The sequence below is a fragment of the Ulvibacter sp. 2305UL32-6 genome, assembly GCF_058148545.1.
In genome coordinates, this window is record NZ_JBYVKA010000007.1 from 65,455 (window position 1) to 87,980 (window position 22,526).

Annotated in this window: 14 protein-coding genes; 9 read left to right on the plus strand and 5 right to left on the minus strand. The window is 38.4% G+C overall.

The features are described 5' to 3' along the window. The first annotated feature begins 207 nt into the window (after positions 1–207). Positions 208–2,739: a sodium-translocating pyrophosphatase gene (locus tag ACY2RU_RS16870; RefSeq protein WP_490139656.1), complete on the plus strand. Its 2,532-nt coding sequence runs from the start codon at positions 208–210 to the stop codon at positions 2,737–2,739. Between the two features lie 88 nt (positions 2,740–2,827). Continuing rightward, positions 2,828–3,862: an App1 family protein phosphatidate phosphatase gene (locus ACY2RU_RS16875; protein ID WP_490139657.1), complete on the plus strand. Its 1,035-nt coding sequence runs from the start codon at positions 2,828–2,830 to the stop codon at positions 3,860–3,862. Here ACY2RU_RS16875 and ppk1 read toward each other — a convergent pair. The 5 genes from ppk1 to ACY2RU_RS16900 form a co-directional block, all read right to left on the minus strand. Further along, positions 3,822–5,864 carry a polyphosphate kinase 1 gene (ppk1, locus tag ACY2RU_RS16880; protein ID WP_490139658.1) on the minus strand — a complete coding sequence of 681 codons (2,043 nt, stop codon included), beginning with the start codon at positions 5,862–5,864 and terminating at the stop codon, positions 3,822–3,824. The two genes, ACY2RU_RS16875 and ppk1, sit on opposite strands and share 41 nt — an antisense overlap. A 71-nt stretch (positions 5,865–5,935) precedes the next feature. Then, complete coding sequence (locus ACY2RU_RS16885; protein WP_490139659.1) at positions 5,936–6,550, minus strand: deoxynucleoside kinase; 615 nt, start codon at positions 6,548–6,550, stop codon at positions 5,936–5,938. A gap of 4 nt (positions 6,551–6,554) precedes the next feature. Then, positions 6,555–7,331 carry a hypothetical protein gene (locus tag ACY2RU_RS16890; protein WP_490139660.1) on the minus strand — a complete coding sequence of 259 codons (777 nt, stop codon included), beginning with the start codon at positions 7,329–7,331 and terminating at the stop codon, positions 6,555–6,557. Between the two features lie 39 nt (positions 7,332–7,370). After that, positions 7,371–8,054 (minus strand): response regulator transcription factor, encoded by a 684-nt coding sequence (locus ACY2RU_RS16895; RefSeq protein ID WP_490139661.1) that lies wholly within the window; start codon positions 8,052–8,054, stop codon positions 7,371–7,373. Further along, entirely contained in the window at positions 8,047–9,549 is a 1,503-nt protein-coding gene (locus ACY2RU_RS16900) for a sensor histidine kinase (RefSeq protein ID WP_490139662.1), read from the minus strand. The genes ACY2RU_RS16895 and ACY2RU_RS16900 overlap by 8 nt, the downstream gene beginning before the upstream one ends. A 133-nt stretch (positions 9,550–9,682) precedes the next feature. On the opposite strand from ACY2RU_RS16900, the gene ACY2RU_RS16905 reads away from it, so the two are divergent. From ACY2RU_RS16905 to ACY2RU_RS16935, 7 genes are all read left to right on the plus strand, one after another. Next, positions 9,683–10,510, plus strand: coding sequence for a GLPGLI family protein (locus tag ACY2RU_RS16905; protein ID WP_490139663.1), 828 nt, complete (start codon positions 9,683–9,685; stop codon positions 10,508–10,510). 92 nt (positions 10,511–10,602) lie between these two features. Then, complete coding sequence (locus ACY2RU_RS16910) at positions 10,603–11,484, plus strand: GLPGLI family protein (protein WP_490139664.1); 882 nt, start codon at positions 10,603–10,605, stop codon at positions 11,482–11,484. Positions 11,485–11,566: 82 nt separating this feature from the next. Further along, positions 11,567–14,275, plus strand: a complete 2,709-nt coding sequence (locus ACY2RU_RS16915; RefSeq protein WP_490139665.1) for a carboxypeptidase regulatory-like domain-containing protein — start codon at positions 11,567–11,569, stop codon at positions 14,273–14,275. A gap of 68 nt (positions 14,276–14,343) precedes the next feature. Further along, positions 14,344–15,825: a C1 family peptidase gene (locus ACY2RU_RS16920; RefSeq protein ID WP_490139666.1), complete on the plus strand. Its 1,482-nt coding sequence runs from the start codon at positions 14,344–14,346 to the stop codon at positions 15,823–15,825. A gap of 1 nt (position 15,826) precedes the next feature. Next, the gene (locus tag ACY2RU_RS16925; protein WP_490139667.1) at positions 15,827–19,117 is read left to right on the plus strand and encodes a caspase family protein; all 3,291 of its coding nucleotides are present in this window, start codon (positions 15,827–15,829) and stop codon (positions 19,115–19,117) included. Positions 19,118–19,183: 66 nt separating this feature from the next. After that, the gene (locus ACY2RU_RS16930) at positions 19,184–19,795 is read left to right on the plus strand and encodes a DUF4230 domain-containing protein (protein ID WP_490139668.1); all 612 of its coding nucleotides are present in this window, start codon (positions 19,184–19,186) and stop codon (positions 19,793–19,795) included. A 226-nt stretch (positions 19,796–20,021) separates the two neighbouring features. Then, positions 20,022–22,526: HYR domain-containing protein (locus ACY2RU_RS16935; RefSeq protein WP_490139669.1), on the plus strand; the 2,505-nt coding region annotated here is incomplete at its 3' end.

Sequence of the window (22,526 nt, forward strand, 5' to 3'; positions counted from 1 at the left end):
TTCCACTTCCGAAGAAAACAAAAAACCTTCCTTTTTTATTAGCTCACAAAATCATAATGGGTAAGGCCTTAGCGATACACCTATGTAATTGTTTGAAGCACTGGCAATCAGATCGATTTTATTAGCACATTTAAAAATTTCGTATCCCAACCTATTTTACTATTTTTGCCCCGCAAAATTGAAATAATTATAACTAAATAACACGTAATGGAAGACTACATTATTTATATGCCAATCGCTTTGGCGCTTATAGGATTAATTTACATGGTTGTCAAAAAATCATGGGTTATGAAACAAGATGCTGGAGATGGTAAAATGAAAGAAATTTCAGACCATATCTACGAAGGAGCCTTAGCGTTCTTAAATGCAGAATACAGATTACTAACAATCTTTGTAGTAATTGTAAGTGTATTATTGGCCATTGTTTCTTTTGTAGTGCCTACAACACATTGGCTTATTGTAATTGCTTTCATTTTTGGAGCTGTTTTTTCTGCTTTCGCTGGAAACATCGGGATGAAAATTGCTACCAAAACCAATGTAAGAACAACTCAAGCTGCTCGTACAAGTTTACCAAATGCACTTAAGATCTCTTTTGGAGGTGGTACTGTAATGGGACTAGGTGTGGCAGGATTAGCTGTATTAGGTTTAACAGCGTTCTTTATATTCTTCTTTTGGTTCTTTATGGGAAGTGAATGGACAAATACTATGGATATGACTATCGTTTTGGAAACCTTAGCTGGTTTCTCATTAGGAGCAGAGTCTATCGCACTATTCGCGAGAGTAGGTGGTGGTATTTATACAAAGGCTGCCGATGTTGGTGCAGATTTAGTAGGTAAAGTTGAAGCTGGAATTCCAGAAGATGACCCTCGAAACCCAGCAACTATTGCAGATAACGTAGGAGATAATGTAGGTGACGTTGCAGGTATGGGAGCCGATTTATTCGGATCGTATGTAGCAACCGTATTGGCCGCCATGGTTCTTGGTAACTATGTGATTAAAGATATGGGTGGATCTATCACTGATACTTTTGGAGGTATTGGTCCAATTTTATTACCAATGGCAATTGCCGGTGTTGGAATTATCATTTCGATCATTGGAACAATGTTGGTAAAGATAAAAAGTAATGATGCTAAGGAGTCTCAGGTTATGGGCGCTTTAAATGTTGGTAACTGGACGTCTATTGTTTTAGTTGCTGTAGCATGTTTTGCATTATGTAAATGGATGTTGCCAGAAACAATGAATATGAACTTTTTTGGTGAAGGTGCAAATGGAGAGAACCTATTGAGAGAAATTAGCTCAATGCGTGTATTCTATGCAACTTTAGTGGGATTAGTAGTAGGGGCAGTTATTTCTTCTGTAACCGAATATTATACAGGATTAGGGAAATCTCCAATTTTAAAAATTGTACAACAATCAAGTACGGGAGCAGGAACTAATATTATTGCAGGTTTAGCAACTGGTATGATTTCTACTTTCCCTTCAGTATTGCTTTTTGCTGGAGCCATTTGGGCTTCTTATGCATTTGCAGGATTCTATGGTGTGGCTTTAGCAGCATCAGCGATGATGGCAACAACGGCTATGCAATTGGCTATTGATGCTTTCGGACCAATATCTGATAATGCAGGTGGTATTGCTGAAATGAGCGAACAAGAACCAATCGTTAGAGAACGTACTGATATCTTAGATTCAGTAGGTAATACAACAGCAGCAACAGGAAAAGGATTTGCTATTGCATCTGCTGCACTAACGTCATTAGCACTATTTGCTGCCTATGTAACCTTTACCGGGATCGACGGAATTAATATTTTTAAAGCACCAGTGTTGGCAATGCTATTTGTTGGTGGGATGGTACCTGTAGTGTTTTCTGCACTAGCAATGAATGCTGTGGGAAAAGCTGCTATGGAAATGGTAGAAGAAGTTCGTCGTCAGTTTAGAGAAATTCCTGGAATTATGGAAGGTACTGGAAAACCAGAATACGATAAATGTGTGGCTATTTCTACAAAAGCATCTTTAAAGGAAATGATGTTACCAGGTCTATTGACTATTGGTTTTCCATTAGTTATCGCTTTTGTACCTATGTTATTTGGTATGAAACATATCGCTATTGCAGAAATGTTAGGTGGTTATATGGCTGGAGTTACTGTTTCAGGTGTACTATGGGCAATCTTCCAAAACAACGCTGGAGGTGCTTGGGATAACGCTAAAAAATCTTTTGAAGCGGGTGTAGAGATCAATGGAGAAATGACTTACAAAGGTAGTGACGCGCACAAAGCGGCTGTTACTGGTGATACTGTAGGTGATCCATTTAAAGATACCTCTGGACCTTCTATGAATATCTTGATCAAGCTTACCTGTTTGATCGGTTTGGTAATCGCCCCTATTTTAGGTGGTCACACTGAAAATGATCTTGGAATAAATTCTTCGGAAGAAATGATGTTTATTGATGAAAATGGTAATCAAACGATATTAACTGACAAACAAGCGGTACAGATCGATGAAGCCAATAGAACTGAAGTTTCAAAAGAAGTACGAATTGAAAAGAGCGTTGATGGTGATGTAACAACTGCAAAAGTTATTATCGAAACAACAAGAAACGGCGAGACTACTTCAGAAGAAAAAACTTTTTCAGGAACTGAAGCGGAAGTGAATGCACAGATCGAAGAGCATAAAAAGGCCGATGCCGAGATGAACGGAAAGAAGATCATTAAAAAAATTGAAGAGGTGGAAATAGACAATTAGTTGTCCCATCATATTTAAACTATAACGAGAAAGCTCTGCCTGTTGGTGGAGCTTTTTTATTGCCGTATATTACCTAAAAAGTGTAGGAATGGCCATTTTTAAAAAAGATCCTTTGCAGATAATTCCGTTTCAAAGTTATGGAACAGACGCACATCTTTATGTTCGCGGACGCGCTTTGGAAGATGAGAATATCAACCTTTCAAAACGCGGTTTTTTTAACCTTCTAAAAAACACATGGCGGCGGTTCGAAACCGATGAGATCCCCAATGCTAGTTTACGATTAAAACTTCCAGACGATTCGGTTTTATATACTAAAAGCGACAAAAATGGCTACTTTAAAATTGATCAAAGTATAAAGAATTTACAGAGTTTGACCAATGAAGAAGGCTGGTTGCATTATGAAATGCATTTTGATCAGGACTTCCCAGGGCGCATTATTCAAAATGACAATGTATTCGCGGGGGAGATGTTAATTCCATCAAAAAGCAGCAGTTATGCTGTTATTAGCGATATTGATGATACTATCTTACACACAGGTGTGGTTTCAAGATTTAAGTGGCGTCTTATTTTTAATACTTTTTTTAGAAATGCGGAAGCGCGAAGCCCGCTAGAAGGGGCACCTCATTTTTATCATTTATTGCATCGTGGTCCTTCGGGCAAAGAAGCGAATCCGATGTTTTATGTGAGTCATAGTCCGTGGAATTTATATCGCTATTTAGAACTTTTTCTTCGGAAGAATGATTTTCCTAAGGGGCCTATATTGCTTCGGAGTTTTAGCGATATGTTTGCAAAAAAGAAAGCTGACGAAAAACCTCAAAAGCAGAAGGAAATTATTAAGGTATTACAAGCCTATCCTCAAACGCAATTTGTGCTTATTGGCGATGGAGGTGAACATGACGCCGATATTTATATTGAAATTGCAGAGGCATTTCCGAAGCGAATTAAAGCTATCTTTTTAAGGAGTGTTAAGCATAAAAAGAAAATGCTTCGCATTAAAGGGTTATTTGACAATTATAAGAACACTCCTACTTATTTAGTAGAATCGAGCGCCGAAGCTATTGAATTCGCCGTAGCGCAAAATCTTATTCGCCCAGAGCTTGTTGCTCAAAATAACGATATGTAGCTATCTGAGATCTCACTTTGGGCGCGTGGTCTTCGACGTAATGATTTAATTGCTTAGCGTCAATAATTCGTGCTTTTACGTTGTCTTTAATTTGAATAGTTATTAATTCTTTGATGGTCTTTTTGTGATCTGGGTCAACAATAGGAGTGACCACCTCAATACGATGGTTTAAATTACGTGTCATCCAATCTGCCGAACCAATGTACACTTTTTCCTTACCACCATTTCCAAAAATATAGACCCTGCCATGTTCTAAAAATTGATCAATAATAGAGGTGATCGTGATATTTTTGCTCTGTCCTTTAATCCCTGGAACTAGTGAGCACATACCTCGAACCAATAATCTAATGTTCACTCCCGCGTTACTGGCGCGATACAATAATTTGATCATGTCCTTGTCTTGTAGGCTATTCATTTTAAGAATAATAGATGCGGGCTCACCAGATTTTGCCAGCGCTATTTCGCGATTTACGAGAGAAGTAAATTCAACCCGGCTTGTAAATGGCGAGACGATCAAACGTTTAGTTTTCGGTACAATGATAGTACGGTCAAGCACCATGAATACTTTGTTGAGTTCTTTGGTGATTTTTTTATGCGCGGTCATTAAGCCAAAATCGGTATACAAACTGGCGGTCTTTTCGTTAAAATTACCTGTAGCTATATAGGCATATTGCTTTGCTTTTCCTTCAAACTCACGCTCGATCAATAAGATCTTACTATGAACTTTTATGTCTGGATAACTATAGATCACATGGGCACCTTTCTTTTTGAATATATTGCCCCAGTAAAGGTTGTTTTTTTCATCAAAGCGTGCTTTCACTTCGATAAAGACAGTTACTTCGATACCATTTTCTGCAGCTAATGCGATGGCATCATTTAAGCGGGATTTTTTGGCTGCGCGATAGATAGTGATCTTTAATTTTTTAACTTTTGGATCTTTCGCGGCTTCTTCTACAAGTCTAATGATAGGCTCAAAGGATTGATATGGGTAGTGAATAAGCTGGTCTTTGTCGTCTATAGCGTCAAAAATTGTGTTGTATTCGGCCAACATGGGGTGTGCCAAAGGTGGAAGCGCCTGATTTTTTAAATTCTTTTCCGAAGGGTTAGGGAAGTCAAAAAAATCTTTAAAATTATGATAGGTTCCCCCTAAAATAACATCCGTATTGTTTACGTCTAAAGCCGAGGTAAGTATCTTTTGAAGCGATTCAGGCATAGCAGGGTCTAATAACACACGTGTAGCCTGGCCTGTATCTCGTTTTGGAAGGGATGCCTTGATTTTTTCCTTTAAATTACCTGAAAATTCATCTTCTATATACAATTCGGCATCTCTTGAGATCTTTAAAGCGTAGTATTTTGTTTGTTTTTCTGCCTTTGGTGTTTGGCGAAGATTGTGTTTTAAAATATCGTCAATGAAGGTGATGTAGTGTTTTCCGTTTTGCTTCGGAAATACAAAAAAACGATCTTCATCTTCAGGTATTTCTACCAATTCGAGTATATTTTCTTCCTGCTGCGCAACGAGATAGAGTGTTTCGTTTTTTACAAAAACGTCATGTTTTGTCTGTATGGGATATTGCTCTACGACTAGTTTTGCCTTGAGAACATCATCATAGTAATTTTGCGCAACAATTTTTTGTGTGGTCGAAAATTGAGTGTGATTAATGAGGTTGATTCCTTCTTTTTTTAGATCGGGAATAATTTCATTGCTAAAAATAGTTCCGAAGTCATTCTGTAAAATATCCACTTGCTTTTTGATCTCCCTTAATACTTTGTTGGGTTTGGTGATCAATTTTTTCCGAAGCGGTTTTTCAATTTCTTTTATCTGCCGAATATCACTTACGCGTACGCGGAAGAATTCATCAAGGTTAGATGAAAAGATAGCCAAGAATTTTATACGCTCATACAGCGGATTTCGCTTGTCGGCAGCTTCTTGTAAAACGCGGTGGTTAAATCGTAACCAAGAAAGGTCGCGATGATAGTATTTTGTGTTATACAGTGATGCCATAAGAGGCAAAATTCGTCAATTTTTTGACGTCTGTATGTTTTGGAAACGTTAAGGTTTTAGGCTGTGTATTGCTAAAATAAACCGTTAATTTCGGCGTCGATCTTGGTGATCACTTCACCCAAATGTTCAGGATTATCTACAAAATCAAGGTTGTCTACATCTAAGATAATGAGATTGCCTTTATCATAACCATGAATCCAGGCTTCATATCTTTCATTTAAGCGACTTAAATAATCGATACTTATGGAGTTTTCGTACTCTCGGCCTCTTTTATGGATCTGATTTACCAAGTTGGGAATTGAACTACGTAAGTATATTAATAGGTCGGGACCTTCGGTGACGCTTTCCATAAGATCAAAAAGCGAGCGGTAATTTTCAAAATCTCGATTGGTCATAAGACCCATGGCGTGTAAGTTGGGAGCAAAAATATACGCATCTTCATAAATAGTACGATCCTGAATTACTTTTTTCTTTTTTTCGCGAATTTCGAGAATTTGTCGGAAGCGACTGTTTAGAAAGTAAATTTGAAGATTGAAAGACCAGCGCTCCATTTGGTTATAAAAATCATCCAAATACGGATTGTCCTCTACATCTTCAAATTGGGGTTTCCATTTATAATGTTTTGCTAATAAACGGGTTAATGTAGTTTTTCCAGACCCTATATTTCCTGCAATCGCAACATGCATAGCGTTACTTTTTTGGTATTGTTAGTGAGAATTTATGTACGGTATTACCGTCATAAATATACACTAAATCTGCGCGAAGCACCAAGTCTTTTATAGGGTTTTCGGGCGATGGAATATTTAACGGATAAAAGCCCTCTTTTGTTTGTATATAAAGCGAGTCCTTTTTTAAACCAATAAGCCTATCATTGCTAAAGAATAGTTTTTCGAAACCTTCCGAAGGCATTTCAGAAAGCATACTTCCATAGGGATTAAAAAGACGTAACTTTTTGTCGGTGAGAGTATAGCAGTAGTTAAAGTCGCTTACCAGATGCAGCAAATTTCCGGGGAAAGGTTGTGAAAGCACAGTATTTGTGGTAGTTCGGTAATTAAAAAGTTCTAATTGCTGTGTATCCATATTAAAGATCCAAAGGCGATTGTTACCGGCATTAGTGGCGGCTGAGACATTCAGAAAGTCGGGAATGGTATTAAAGTTGATCAGTTCTATTTCGCTCAATCGATTATCGAGCAAAACAACGGTATTGACATCTTTGTAAAAGACAATAATCTTTAAAGGATTTACAATATCTACGGAAGTTATCTCGCCCAACTGGAAATTTGTGTATTGATAAGTACCGTCGGGTCCTTGTTTATATAGTACCGAATCTCTAGTAAAATACGTGTTTCCGAAGTGATCCACACCCATTAAATGATCTGCTTGTAAGGGTGTTGATGAAACCTTTTTAAGCGTTTGTGCGCTCAAAAACTGAAAACAAACTAATGTAAGGATAGGAAGCCATTTCATATAAGGGCAAGGTACAAAAATCAGTCTTTTAATTAATTGCTAATAAACTAATTTATATCCGTAACCGCGTACATTGATGATTTGGATCTGTGGGTCGCGAGCCAGCTTTTTCCGAAGTTTTGAAATATAAACATCCATACTTCGAGCAGCAAAGAAGTCGTCATTACTCCAAAGCTTTTTGAGTATTAAGGTTCTGTCTAAAACCTCATTCTTATTATTGTTTAAATGATACAGCAGATGCGCTTCGCGATGTGTAAGACCAATGGGTTGCTCGGTGTTAAATTGTAAGGTTTGCTTTTTAAATGCAAATGTAAATGCACCAATTTGGATGGTTGGTTGTGCTGTTTGAAATTGTTGGCGTTGTATTAAATTATTGATACGTACAATGAGTTCTTCCATGCTAAAAGGCTTTTTCAAATAATCGTTTCCTCCACTTTCAAAACCTTCTACAACATCTTTGGGTTGCGATTTTGCCGTTAGAAATATGATTGGAATCTGTTTATCGATAGCTCGTATTTCTTTGGCTAGGGTAAAACCGTCTTTTTTAGGCATCATAACATCAAGTACCGCAATCGCTGGCCGACTTTCCATAAAACAGCTTAAAGCTAATTCCCCATCCAAGACATGCCTAACTATGAAACCTTTGGTTTCCAAGCTTTCTTTTACGATAAGACCTAGTGACTGTTCGTCTTCAGCTAATAATATGGTTCTCTTTTCAGGCATGAGGTAGTTTAATTGTAAAGGTGGTGGGTTTTACCTGTACGTGAATACTTCCTTGGTGTTTCTCTATGATCTTCTTGGTGTAATATAGACCAATTCCGAAGCCTTTTATATTATGTGTATTACCAGTTGGTACACGATAGAATTTTTCAAAAATTTGTTTTTTTTGAGCTATTGTTAGCGAGTTCCCAGCGTCGGCAATGCTAATTATAGTTATGGCATCTTTCTTTTCAAGTTTGATATCAATGGGAGTGCTACCATATTTAATTGCGTTGTCAATGATATTATTCAAGGCATTCTCAAAATGGAAAAGATCAATTTGGTGAAACAAGGTATTGCAATTGCTTTGAAAACGAATGGTTTTGTTTTTATCTGTCAACGTTTCCGTCGTGGTCATTGTTTTTAATAAATTCACCAAATCAACAGCTTCAAATTGTAGTTGTAAGTTTTCACTATCGAGGGTTGCGGTTTTTAAGAGTCTTTCTACCATCATATTCAATTTGGAAACCTGTTCGCTTGAGATCTTCGCATAACGCATGTTTTTTTCTGTATCCTGCGAATCGTTAAATGATTGGATGCCTTCCATGGCAACACCAATGGTGGCAATGGGTGTTTTAAACTCATGCGTAATATTGCTAATAAGGTCGTTTTTAATTTCAGCAAGTTGTTTTTGGTTCTTAATTACCTTTAAAAGGTATAATAAACAACCAATAATGGTCACAACGAAGAGAAAGGAGAGGAGAAGACTTAAGGTGTTTTTCCGTAGAATGCTTCCCATAACATTGGTAAATTGAAGCTCAATTTTTTGATTCTTTGGAAGAAAACTCGATTTGGCTGCGGTATTAAGATATTGAGTCCCCAAATTTGAAGCGCCATAGGTTGTTATACGATCTTTTTCCGAAGTAAAAAGGATACGATAGTCTGCTACGATCTTTTTTCGTTCTAATTCTTCAGATACCAATTCATTTAATTGTTTAAGATTTAGAGTGTCTTCTTTTGCCGCAAATATGATTCTTGTGGTTAGTCTAGCGAGGTTATTTTCAAATAAAGAGTCCTTATTAAAATGCCGTTGAATAATTTCTCTTCGTACATTTTTGTCCAGATTTATATTAGTGAGTAATGTATCAACATTTTTATGATCTGTTTCGGTAAAAACGGCAGTGTGCTCAGATTTACCACTTTCGCTGAGGAATATAAATGTATTGGGGTCTTTTGCTGAAATTCCCTTTGGGGAACTATATTCATGTAAGAGAATTTCAATACTGTCTTTTGTTAATGTATTTCCTAATTCAGAAATACTAAAACCGATCATATTTTTTTCGGCAAGATTTGTATAATAATTGTTTACGGCATTGTCTAAGCTAATTTGTACCTCATTGATCAACTGCTGCTTGCTGGTCTGGTAATTTTTGTAATTCCAATAAATCTGTAAAGCCAATGTCGCGATTATAGCTGTACTTATAAAATATAGGATGATCTTGTAATGTCGCTCTAACATAGAACAAATTACCATGTTATTATGGTGATAAACAAACCGATTAACACTAGTTAACACTGGTTAACTTTCAGTATCAGCATAATACTGCAACTTTGTGGAAGTATTATTTCTGAAATTTTAAAACACCAAACCCATGAGAATAAAAATGATAATCATCACGGCATTTTTAAATATAGCGGCATTTGCTTCGGCGTTTGCTCAAAATTTTGAAGGGATCGCGACCTATAAAACCGATCGTAAAGTAGAGCTTAAAATGGATAGCACTCATATGAATGACGAAATACAGCAGCAATTACAAGCGCAACTTCGGAAACAGTTTCAAAAAGAATACACCTTACGTTTTAACGCCAATGAGTCGTTGTACCAAGAGGTTGAAAGTTTGTCGACTCCGGCTCCTTCAGCAGGTGGAATTAATATCATTCTTTCTGGGAATGATGATGTGCTTTATAGAAATTTAAAAGAGAATCAATATATCAATCAAACGGAGATCATGAGCAAGATCTTTTTGATAACCGATTCCTTGCAAAAAGATGACTGGAAACTGGAAAAAGAAACTAAAAACATTGGTAACTATACATGTTTTAAAGCAACTAGAACACGAGAGGTGACCGAGCAAACCTTCAGTAGTGACAGTGACAGTCTAGTGAATATTACAAAAAATCAAACTACAGTAGCATGGTACACCTTAGATATCCCTATACAACATGGGCCAAGTGATTTTTGGGGACTCCCAGGAATGATCCTAGAAATTAACGATGGTGATCAGACTATTTTATGTTCTAAAATTGTCTTAAATCCTGAAAAGAAAACAAAGATCGAAGCACCTTCCAAAGGAAAAAAAGTTGATCAAGCCACCTTCGATGCGATAGAAAAGAAAAAAATGCAAGAAATGCAGGAGCAACTGCAAAACAATAGTAGTCGGAAGGATGGTGATAGTTTTCATATAAAAATAGGAGGATAATTCATTATAAACGAAACAAATCAAGTTCTTTGTAGTCTAAGTAATAGTGTGCCGATCATTTGGCGCCATCACAATCGATTAAATACAGACCTATGAAGACATTATCTATCCTTTTTATTATTCTCTTTGGAATATCGGCAAGCGCCCAAAACATAAGCGGGCAAGCTTATTATGAATCAAAAACAACCGTCGATATGGATGGAATGGGTGGCCCTAACATGAGCGAGGACAGAAAAAAACAGATCAAGGAAATGATGAAGAGCGCCCTTGAAAAAACTTATATTCTTACGTTTAGTGGCAATGAATCTGTTTATAAGGAAGAAGTGAAGCTAGACGCCGGACCTCAAAATCCTATGATGAATATGATGATGGGTAGCTTTATGCCAGGCGTGCAATACAAAGATTTAACCGAGAATCAAATTTTAGAAGAGCGTGAGTTCTTCGGAAAATCGTTTTTGATCAATGATACAATTACCAATTTACAATGGGAAATTAGCAAAGAGTCAAAACAAATTGGACAGTATTTGGCGATAAAGGCCACGGCAACAAAGCAGATTGATGAAAACGATATGAGTTTTGCAAGACGAAGAGGTCGTGATAGAGAAAAAGATGAAGCCCAGAAAAAAGCAGATAGTATTGCTGCCAATGAAGATCCATTGAGCATGGTAGAAGTGCCAAAAGAGGTTGTTGTCACCGCATGGTTTACGCCTATGATTCCAGTAAAAAATGGTCCAGGTGAATATGCTGGGCTTCCAGGATTGATCTTAGAATTAAATGTAGACCGCACAACATTGCTGTGTTCAAAAATTGTGATGAATCCTAAAGATGCAGAAAAAATTGAAAAACCATCCAAAGGAAAAGAAGTATCCCGCGAAGAATTTAACAAGATCGTAAAGGATAAAACCGAAGAGATGCGAGAAAATTTTAGAGGTCGGGGTGGACGACGCGGACAAGGGCGTTTTGGGGGTCACTAATTTAAAACAAAATAATCCTATTTTAATCAAATAGTAACTGAACCAATAGCCGGTTTGGGAGGGTATCTAATAATAAAATCGTATGAAAAATTTTCTAAGTATTATCTTACTTTTAGTAACTATTTCGGTGGCAGGACAGAGTATAAAAGTCCGTGGTTTCATTAAAGATAGCATCGGAGAACCTTTGGAATTTGCAAACGTAATCGCTACCGTGAAGGGGAGTGGTGAAATGGCTTCGTACGCAATAACAAATACTGAAGGCCGCTACCAACTTGATCTTCCAATAAATAATACTTACGTGCTAAGAGCAAGTTTTTTAGGATATAGTAATGCTGAAAAGCAAATGACTATTCCGGAGGACGCACAGAACATAGACTATGATTTTACATTGAATGCTTCGGAAAACGTACTTGATGGCGTAGAGATCATTTACGAAATGCCCGTTACTGTGAGTGGTGATACAATTACCTACAATGCAGATTCTTTTAATACCGGTGAGGAACGAAAGCTCGGTGATGTGATGAAAAATCTGCCAGGAGTTGAGATCAATGATGATGGAGAGATCCAAGTTGAAGGAAAAACTGTGACCAAAGTGATGGTTGATGGTAAAGATTTTTTTGATGGCGATTCAAAATTAGCAACAAAAAATATTCCAGCCGATGCAGTAGATAAAGTACAAGTGCTTCGGAATTACAACGAAGTAGACCAAATGCGTGGTTTAGGGAATGATCAGGATAATGTAGCTATCAATATCAAGCTAAAAGAGGGCAAAAAGAACTTTTGGTTCGGTGAAGTGGCAGCCGGAGGTGGGAGCATCGGTGAAGAAAAGGTAGGTTATTTAGCGCATCCCAAATTGTTCTATTACAGTCCGAAGTATAGTTTAAATTTTATAACCGATTTCAACAATGTTGGCGAAGTTCCCTTTACAAGGCGAGATTATTTCAATTTTACAGGAGGTTTCCGAAATTTTAATAGAGGAGGCGGAACTAATTTCTCCATTCGGGAAAGTGATCTAGGCTTTACAACGACTCAAAATAATAGAGCCAATGAAATTGAAACAAATTTCTTTGCGGGAAACTTCAGTTGGGCAGCTGCCGAAAAGTTAGATCTAACGGGGTTTGCAATTATTTCAGATAATACAACCAATATCATTAATAATTCTATCCGACAGTACATTGACCTGGGCCAAACAGAAACTACATCAAATACCAGTGATCAAAATAGCACCCTCGGAATGCTGAAATTGAGCGGAACCTATAAACCAAACTCAGATTTCCAACTAGACTATGATATTTTAGGCAAGGCATCAAAACAAACCGAAAACGGACTTACCATATCGGAGGTTGATAATTTTGAGAATTCAATTTCCGAAGAAAAAGAGAACACCCCCTATTCATTTAATCAAAATGTCAATGCCTATTACACACTAAATGATAAAAACATTTTTGCGGCTCAGGTACAACACCTTTGGCAAGATGAAGACCCTTTTTACAACGCAGTTACAGATATAGCACCATTTGGAGGAATTATTCCCGTAGATACGCTTCAAACACGTACTAATCTCAATCAGTCAAAAAATATTAAAACAAATAAAATTGACGCTAAAGTGGATTACTATTATGTGCTTGGTAATACCAGTAATGTAAATGTTACATTAGGAACCACCTACAGTAATCAAAAATTTGATTCCAGTATTTTTCAGATTCTTGATGGTGGTTCACAAACAGATTTTATAGGAACCGATTTTAATAATGATGTTACCTATTCCTTTACCGACGCCTTTTTAGGTGTGCACTACAAGCTTAAAACAGGTAAATTTATCGTAACTCCAGGAGCCACGCTTCATAATTATAATTTGAAAGACGAGCAGTTAGGAACTACTCAAGAGCAAAATGATTGGATGGTATTACCAGATGTTGACGTGCTTTTCGAACTAAAAAAGAGCGAAAACATTAATTTCAATTACGCTATTTCTTCTCAATATACAGATGTCAATAATTACGCTCAGGCATATGTGTTCAACAATTATAATCGTTTGTTCCGCGGAAATAGGAACCTAGAGAATGCCTTGGCACATACCTATAGTTTGCGCTATTTTAGTTTCAACATGTTTAACTATACCAATATTGTCGCTTCGGTTAATTATTCGCGATCGATCGAAGGTTTTAAAAATATTACTATCCCCAACGGTATTAACCAGGTGTCTTCGCCTATTAATTTTGATAGCAATTTTCCAGATGAATCTATTTCGGCTTTTGCCCGATTTAGCAAAAGAGTTAAAAAGATGCAGTTTACCGTAAATGCCAATGTTGCATTAAATAAAGCCTATAATACCTTTCAGGGAATTCCAACCGAAAGTGAAAGTTTAACGCAAAATTATCGTGGTACAGCGCGAACTAATTTTAGAGATTGGCCCAATTTTGAAGCGGGATATCAAATAACTATGAATAACTATGATAATGGCGGTATTGAGCAAAAGTTCTTTACACACCAGCCATCGTTAAGTATGGATGCACGGTTTTTAAAGAATTTTACTGTAGATGCCGAATGGGAATTCTATGACTATTCAAATGATACCAATACCATTCAAAATACGTACTCTTTTGTTAATTCAAATCTGTATTATAAAAATGGCGATAGTCCGTGGGAATTTCAACTACAGGCTAACAATATTTTAAATACAATTGCCACTAACAACGATAGTTTTGATCAAACGAATAATATCACCAACACATCCAGTTATTTCGTATTGCCACGTATTCTTATGCTGATCTTGCGTTATGAGTTATAGGATACGGCAACTGCCTTATTGAAATAGCTTTATTGTTACACTAGTTTTATGATGTAAAATTCAACATCATGAAACAATACTTAATTCTATTCACACTTTTTATTACGGCTGGAGCTTTTGCTCAAGACTATCCTACAGGAATGATCTGGGATGAGACTTCGTACAGAAGTATTCCGTACAAGGCTCAGTTTACAGCATCAACCTATGATGATCTTCCTGCTTCTTATTCATTAGAGGAGTTTGCTCCATATCCAGGAGATCAAGGGCAATATGGAACCTGTGTTGCCTATGCAGCAGCCTATGGTTTACGAACCATCATGTTGGCGAAGGATCTCGGTCTAAAAAACAAGCAAGATATAACGCAAACGGCGCTCTCTCCGTCATTTGTATATCAAGCTATTCGGCAAGAAGAAGATCTCGCTTGCAATCAAGGTGCCAATCCTAAGTTAGGAATGGAAGCACTCAAAGTTTTAGGAGCTCCAACATTAAAAACAGTGCCCTATACCTGTAATCCTCCAATTCCAACAAGCGCCCAGTTAGAAGCTATTGATTATCGTATTCGAGACTACCAAACCCTCTTCTTTTATGATGAGCAAGCCCCAGGTGTTCGCGTTAATGCAACCAAAAAGGCACTTTCTGAGGGCTATCCTATTTTAATTGGGATGAAACTTCCCGAAAGCTTCTTTGCAGCGACCAAAGTATGGCACGCCAAGCCTACTGATGTAGGTACTACAGCTAAAAAACACGGCTATCACGCTATGGTTGCCGTAGGATACGATGATAATTTTGAAGGAGGCGCCATTCGAGTTTTAAACAGCTGGGGAATGGATTGGGGTGATGGAGGATATATTTGGGTTCCTTACAAAGAATTTGATGAGTGGTGCCTTGGTGCGCTGCAGCCTTATAGTTACTATAAAAAGAAAGATGAGCCATCACCAATACCCGTTCCAGACGACAAAACAGATCCAAACCCGATCGCTGGAAAACTACCAAAAGGAAGTTTAATGTTTGAAACGAATAACGGCACGGCCATGCCAGTTTCGCGAATCTCCACTAGAAATTTAGTGGTTGAAGACGATGTTGAAGGTGAAGATCTTGTGGCATATCGAATGACCGAAGCCTATCCTTCGGGAACTCGCTTCCGATTTTATTTGAAAAATGAAAACGAAGGATATATCTACGCATTTGCAACAGACCTTAGTCAAAAGATCAATAAGATCTTGCCCTATGAAAATGGTATGTCACCATTGATCGGAGCGAATTCAGAACTGGCCTTCCCAAGTGAAAAAAAAGTGATCCGTATGGATGATAACCCGGGTACAGACTATCTCTTGATTCTTTTTAGCCAGCAAGAACTAAATCAAGCCGAGCTATTGGCTGCCATGCAAAATACCGCTGGCGGACTCACCTCAAAAATAAAAGCCGCACTTGGCGATAAATTGATCGATAAAAGTGAAGTTTCTTATCAATCGGGAGCACCTGGATTTGAGGTGAAAGAAGGAGCAAAGGGATATGTAGTTCCGGTAATGGTTGAAATAACACATAAATAATATGAAAAAGCTATTTATCTTATTGTTCGCATTTACAGTGACCTTTTTACAGGCACAAATTTCAAATTTAAGTTTGCAGGCTAGTCATGCCGAAGGAGCCACCAAGGCCTTGTTAGACAACAAGAGAGATCTTTTGGTCACCTTTGGTTATAAAGACAATACCTTAAAATTCTGGAACAAAAACTCGGCGCAGCTCTATAAAACCATTGACCTTACGGGTTATGCAAGTGATTTTGCTATCAATGATATTGAGGGAAAAACCTACGCCCTAACTCAGAATACAATATATATTTATGACAATACTACTTTTGAAGAATTAGCAAAGTACCCATTGGGTAAAATATATAGTATCGATTTTCATAAGACGACGCCCACCGAAGGACTTTTGCTTTTTTATGCTGAAGACCAAAATGGTCAAAAAGCCATGTATGGTTTAAACGAAGAAACGAGCGAATTCATCAATATACCCTTACCCGATTTCCCTGGAAAAGGAGAGCCCTCGCATTTCGAATTTACGAGTGACAGCAAATTTCTTTGGGTTGAAACCAATTATTTAGAATACTATCTCTATGATGCAAGCTTAGGAACATATCGAGAAATTGACTATGATCCAGGTGCTTCGGAAAGCGCTTATCAAGAAAAACCCATTGCCATGTTTGATAATGGAGATGTTCTTTTTCTGAAATACACCGCAGATAATTTTACCGAGCTTTCCCGAAAGAATGTAAACACTGGAAAAGTAGTATGGACCTATAGAGAACGAAAAGAAAACTTTTCAGATAGTAACGCATGGGCGGGATATCAGGTAGTTATTGAAAAAGATCAGCAGTCATTTTGGATCGCAGCGGGAGAAAGTACTTTTTTAGAAATAAATGCCACTAGCGGATATATCCTCGGAAAGATCTATCGAGAAGATTTTAAGAATGCGATGGTTTCAGATGGTAAGTATCTCTTTGCGCAAAGTGGTCTTAATTTGCCTTATGCCAAATTCCAAAGATATGAAAGCAAGCCCGTACTCGAATTTGGAGATAGTATTTTTGAACCAGGCGAAACCATTGCTTATGTAGGTAAAGATGCATTTGAAATTATTACGGGTGACTTTGATGGTGCGACGTTTTCATTGCTGAATAATGCGTCAACCTCTCACCTCACAAAGTATAAACCAACATATAAATATGATGGGAGTCAAGGCTTTCTGATCGCAGATCCGTTAAATAAGGACGTATATTCTATTCCTAGAAATTCCGAAAGCATCAAGGTCTTTCAACGTGGACAACCAGATAGTTTTAAAGATATTATTGAGAATTTAAACGGCGTAGATAATGTAGATTATCTCCCCGAAAGTAAAATGCTGGCGACTATGGGCGGTTCTGCGGTGCGCGTGATCGATATGATACAAGGCAAAGTGCTATATCTAAAAATGATTCCATCATCAACACCTCTAGGGAATGACGGTATTACTTTGGCCCCCAATGCACCTCGTGTTGCCTTTATCACATACAATGTCGCGGGCCCTGAATTTGTTGACTATCGCATTGAATATGTAGATTATCAAAGCCAACAGCTACTTTGGAAGAAAGCAGGAAGATACAGTTCCATAAAGCATATCGAAAATGGTACGAAGATCTTTGCACTCAACATAGAAAATAATATGATCGAAATTTTAGATGCGAAAACAGGCGCTCAATTAAAATCATATAAGTTAGACAATGACGGCTTTGATACCACCACACGTTTAAGTCCTGATGAGCGTTATTTATTCGTAACAGGTGCTAATGTTCCTCCCACGATCTATGATGCAAAAAAGGGAACCAAATTAAAGAGCCTTCCATTTAAAGATATTGATTTCTTTGAGCCTAGTTTTGTGGGAAATAATTTGATCATGAAAGCCTCAAATGGCTCGATCAAATTGTACAACGTGCTTACCGGAAAAGAGGTCGTTCGAATTTATATTTTTTTAGATAATGAATGGATCGCTCATACTCCAGACGGGCATTTTGATGGTTCGCAAGGCGCCTGGGAAAGGGTGGCTTTCGCTAAAGGAAATACCTTTCTTCCTCTTGCAAGCGTTTTTCAGAAATTCTATACTCCAAGATTGTTAAACAAAATTTTTAAAGAAGAAAACATCGACCGCGATATTGAGATCGATGAGCTAAATCCCGCGCCAACTGTAGCAATAACCTATAAAGAAGGTGCTAGAAATCTAACTGTTGAGGATGACACGAATACTATCACAACGGCATCTGCAAATGCTGAAATCACCTTAGTCGGAAATGCTTTTAATGATATGCTTGTGGAACTTCGTTTGTATCACAACGGAAAATTAGTAACAAATAATGCGCGCAACTTAGTTGTCGAAGACGATGTAACGCCTTCCGGAGATCAAAAGACCTTTCAGCTCACTTTGTTGGAAGGTGCCAATAATTTTACTGCAATTGCTGTGAATTCTCAAAATACAGAAAGTCTTCCAGAGTCTATTGTAGTTACCTATAAACCAACGCAAAAAGAAGTGGTTAAACCACAAGGAATTCAAGCGCATATCATGATTGTGGGAATAGATCAATACAAGAATGCGAAATACAATTTAAATTATGCGGTGGCCGATGCTACTAGTTTTCAGCAGGATATACAGAAAGGTGTGGCCAATATTACTTCACAATCGCATATTTATTCGGTAAAAAACGATCAAGCAGTTCGGGAGAATATATTGAGCAAATTTGCTGAGGTAGCTTCCAAAGCAAATCCGCAGGATATTTTTATCTTTTATTATGCGGGTCATGGGGTGGTTGCTGAAGAAGGAAATAAAGATTTCTTTTTAGTGCCTCACGATGTCACCCAGCTCTACGGAAATGACGGTGCACTCGTGCAAAAAGGTATTTCTGCTTCCGAATTAAAGAAAATTGCCGCAGGAATTCCAGCACAAAAACAATTGTATATTTTAGATGCTTGTCAAAGTGCCGGGGCTTTAACCACCATTGCCACCAGGGGTGCTGCCGAAGAGAAAGCAATTGCGCAATTGGCAAGAAGTACAGGTACACATTGGCTTACAGCGTCGGGCAGTGAACAATTTGCAACCGAGTTTGATGAATTAGGTCATGGCGTATTTACATATGCATTACTTGAGGCTTTGTCTGGAAAGGCCGATAGTGGTGATAACCGCATTACCGTCAACGAGATCAAAGCTTATATTGAATCTAGGGTTCCTGAAATTTCAGAGAAATACAAAGGAAATCCGCAATATCCGTCTAGTTTTGGCTTTGGGCAAGATTTTCCGGTCGCTATTAAAAACTAGTTAAAACATGCAAAGCCTCAACATAACGAGGCTTTGTTTTTTGTATCTTTCTGAAAAAACTTCCCCATGCGAAAGGTGCTCCTCGGAATTGTAATTGCCCTTGTCATTGTCTTTGGCTTGCGCTATTGTGAATATAAAAAAGACGATCGCGATCAATTGCGAGAGAACTCATCTTTGATCCAAAAGCAACTCAAAAATGTGGGTAAATTGATCGTGACCGAAGGGAACTATGCACAAGTACTAACTTTTAGCGATACCGAAAAATTGTTCGGTTTTTTAGATGCAAAAAAGAAGGCGATCGTTGTTGTTAATGCAACGGCAACAATTAGTTATGATCTTAGTTTGATTACTTCGGAAATTTCCGAGGAAAATAAAACGGTAACCATTACCCACATTCCAGAACCCGAACTTACCATCAATCCCAATATCGAATATTATGACGTCACGCAAGATTATCTCAATCAGTTCGAAGCATCAGATTATAATAAAATTAAACAACGCGTAGAGGCATCCCTTCGGAAAAAAATAGAGGCATCCGATCTTCAAAAAAATGCCCAAAATAGACTTATTTCTGAGCTTCAGAAAATTTATATCCTAACCAGTTCAATGGGATGGACGCTCATTTATGAAGGAAATCTGATCTCTGACAACGAAGATTTCCAGTTTTTCCGTGATTAAACGACAAAAACAAACCTGCTTTTATCGTTTTTTTCGTAAGAATATACCTACTAAAGTCAATATATTTTCTTGGTGATGTTGTTTAATTAGTTGATTATTAGATAATTAAAAATCAGCACCTAATCGACAAAAAGCATATAATACCGTTAATACGTATTTACACGTATATATTTTTTCAAGATTTGCTGTATTTTCGTCCTCTCAACAAAACTTAACCAACTTAATTATGAAAAAAATTACCTTAACACTCATAGCGATGTTATTCACGCTACTCGGGTTTTCACAAACGTATAATTTCTCGACAGCTGGAGCTTCGGGACAGTTTGGTCCTGATCAAACTCAAGTAGATGCGGCATATGCTGGAACTAGCTTAGATGGAGATGTAACTATAAACACTCAAGGAATTCAAGAGTGGACGGTTCCTTTTACGGGCTTATATAGATTAGAAGCTTCTGGGGCTTCAGGAGGAAATTCTAATTTCAATGTATCAGTGCTTGGTGGATTTGGTGCTGAAATGAGCGGTGAGTTCAATCTTACAGCAGGAACCGTTATCAAGATATTGGTAGGCCAACAAGGTGAAACTGATGCTGTTGGAGGCGGTGGCGGGGCTTCCTTTATTACCGATGCTGCAAACAATGCGCTTATAGTTGCAGGAGCTGGTGGCGGTGCATCTTCTGATAATTCAGGAGTTGGTGCCGTAACGGGTACTAATGGAACGATGGATTCATTAAATCTTATATTGGGTGGAACTGCTGGTAGCGGTGGGGATGCTTGCACTACTGGCGATAATAACGGCGGCGGTGGCGGTGGTCTGTTAACCAATGGTGTTAGTGATAATACCGGAGTCCCTAATAATAATGGAGGTTTCGGCGGGCTCTCTTTCTTGAACGGAGGAGTAGGTGGTGCTCCAGGAAGAACAGATGGTGCATGTAGTGCTGATGCTTTTGGAGGTTTTGGTGGTGGTGGATCTACTACTTGTAATACTGTTGGCGGCGGCGGCGGCGGCGGATACTCTGGTGGAGCCGGAGGACCACATTTATCAAATTGTGGAGCTCCAACTAGAGCCGGTGGTGGTGGCGGTGGTTCATTCAACAATGGATCCAATCAAACAAATACTCCAGCTACTAATAATGGAGATGGAAGTGTTGTTATTACACTGCTTTGTTCACCTATTAGTGTAAACGTAACACCTGGAAATACTGTATGTCCAAATAGCATGGTAACGCTTACAGGAACTTCGGCAAATGGAGGAACCATAACTTGGGATAATGGTGTAATGAATGGTGTGCCATTTACGGCTACCGTTACTACAACATATACAGCGACAAGTTCAAATATATTAGACTGTACAGCAACAGTCACAATTACAGTTGAAGATACAGAGGATCCAGTAATTACTTGCCCTGGAAATATTACACAAGACAATGATCCAGGAATGTGTGGAGCCATTGTATCATTTGCAGCAACGGCGACAGATAATTGTTCAAGTACGATTACATATTCTCAAGATCCAGGGACTTTATTTGCTGTGGGAACAACAACAGTAACAGCAACTGCAACCGATGCGGGAGGAAACACGGCTAGTTGTAGTTTTGATGTTACCGTAAATGATACTGAAGATCCAACAATAAGCTGTCCTAGCAATATTACACAAGATAATGACCCAGGTGTTTGTGGTGCGATAGTTACCTATACAGATCCTATAATTTCAGATAATTGTGGTGGATTAACCGTTACTGATACATTTGACTTTACCGGTGCGCTTCAAACCTTTACGGTTCCATCAGGCGTAACAAGCATTACAATTGAAGCCTTTGGAGCTGCCGGACAGGATATGGTAATTGAAGATTTTGATCCAAGTATTGGAGGTTTAGGCGGTTTTGCAACCGGAGAACTTGCTGTCACTCCAGGTGAAATTCTTACTATTTATGTTGGTGGTGAAGGAATTGATGGTGTTGGCGGTTTTAATGGTGGAGGAACCGGCGGTGTTGGCGCCCCATCTACAGGAACTGGTGGTTTTGCAGGTAGCGGTGGTGGAGCATCTGATGTTCGCATTGGTGCTGCAACCCTTGCCGATCGTGTATTAGTTGCCGGTGGCGGTGGCGGTAGCGGTCGTGACTATGTAAATGGCACTTGTGTACCTTGTGGAATTGGAGGTAATGGTGGTAATGGAGGAGACTTTATTGGCGAAGATGGAGAAGACCCTTCTTGGAGTGGCATATTAGGTGCATTCCCCAATGTTGGAGCTGGTGGTTCGGGTGGAGATCAAGCTGCTGGTGGTGCTGGTGGTGATGGAACTGAAGGAGTTGATGGAAATCCGGGAATACTTGGTATTGGAGGAAACGGAATAGGTGGTTCGCAATCTGTAGCTAGTGGCGCAGGTGGTGGTGGCTATTATGGTGGTGGCGCAGGTGCTGGCGCTAATGCTGGATCTGGTGCAGCAGGTGCTGGTGGAGCTGGAGGTTCAAGTTATATTGGTGGTGTTACAAGTGGTAGTACAACTCCTGGCCTAAGATCTGGAAACGGACAAATTCTTATAACTTATAGTACATTAACTTTAACACAAACAGCGGGCCTCCCTAGTGGAAGTACATTCCCAGTAGGAACAACAACGAATACATTTGTAGTAACAGATAGTTCTGGGAATACAGCAATGTGCAGTTTTGATGTAACCGTAAATGACACCGAAGATCCTGTAATTACTTGCCCAGCAAATATTACGGTAAACAAT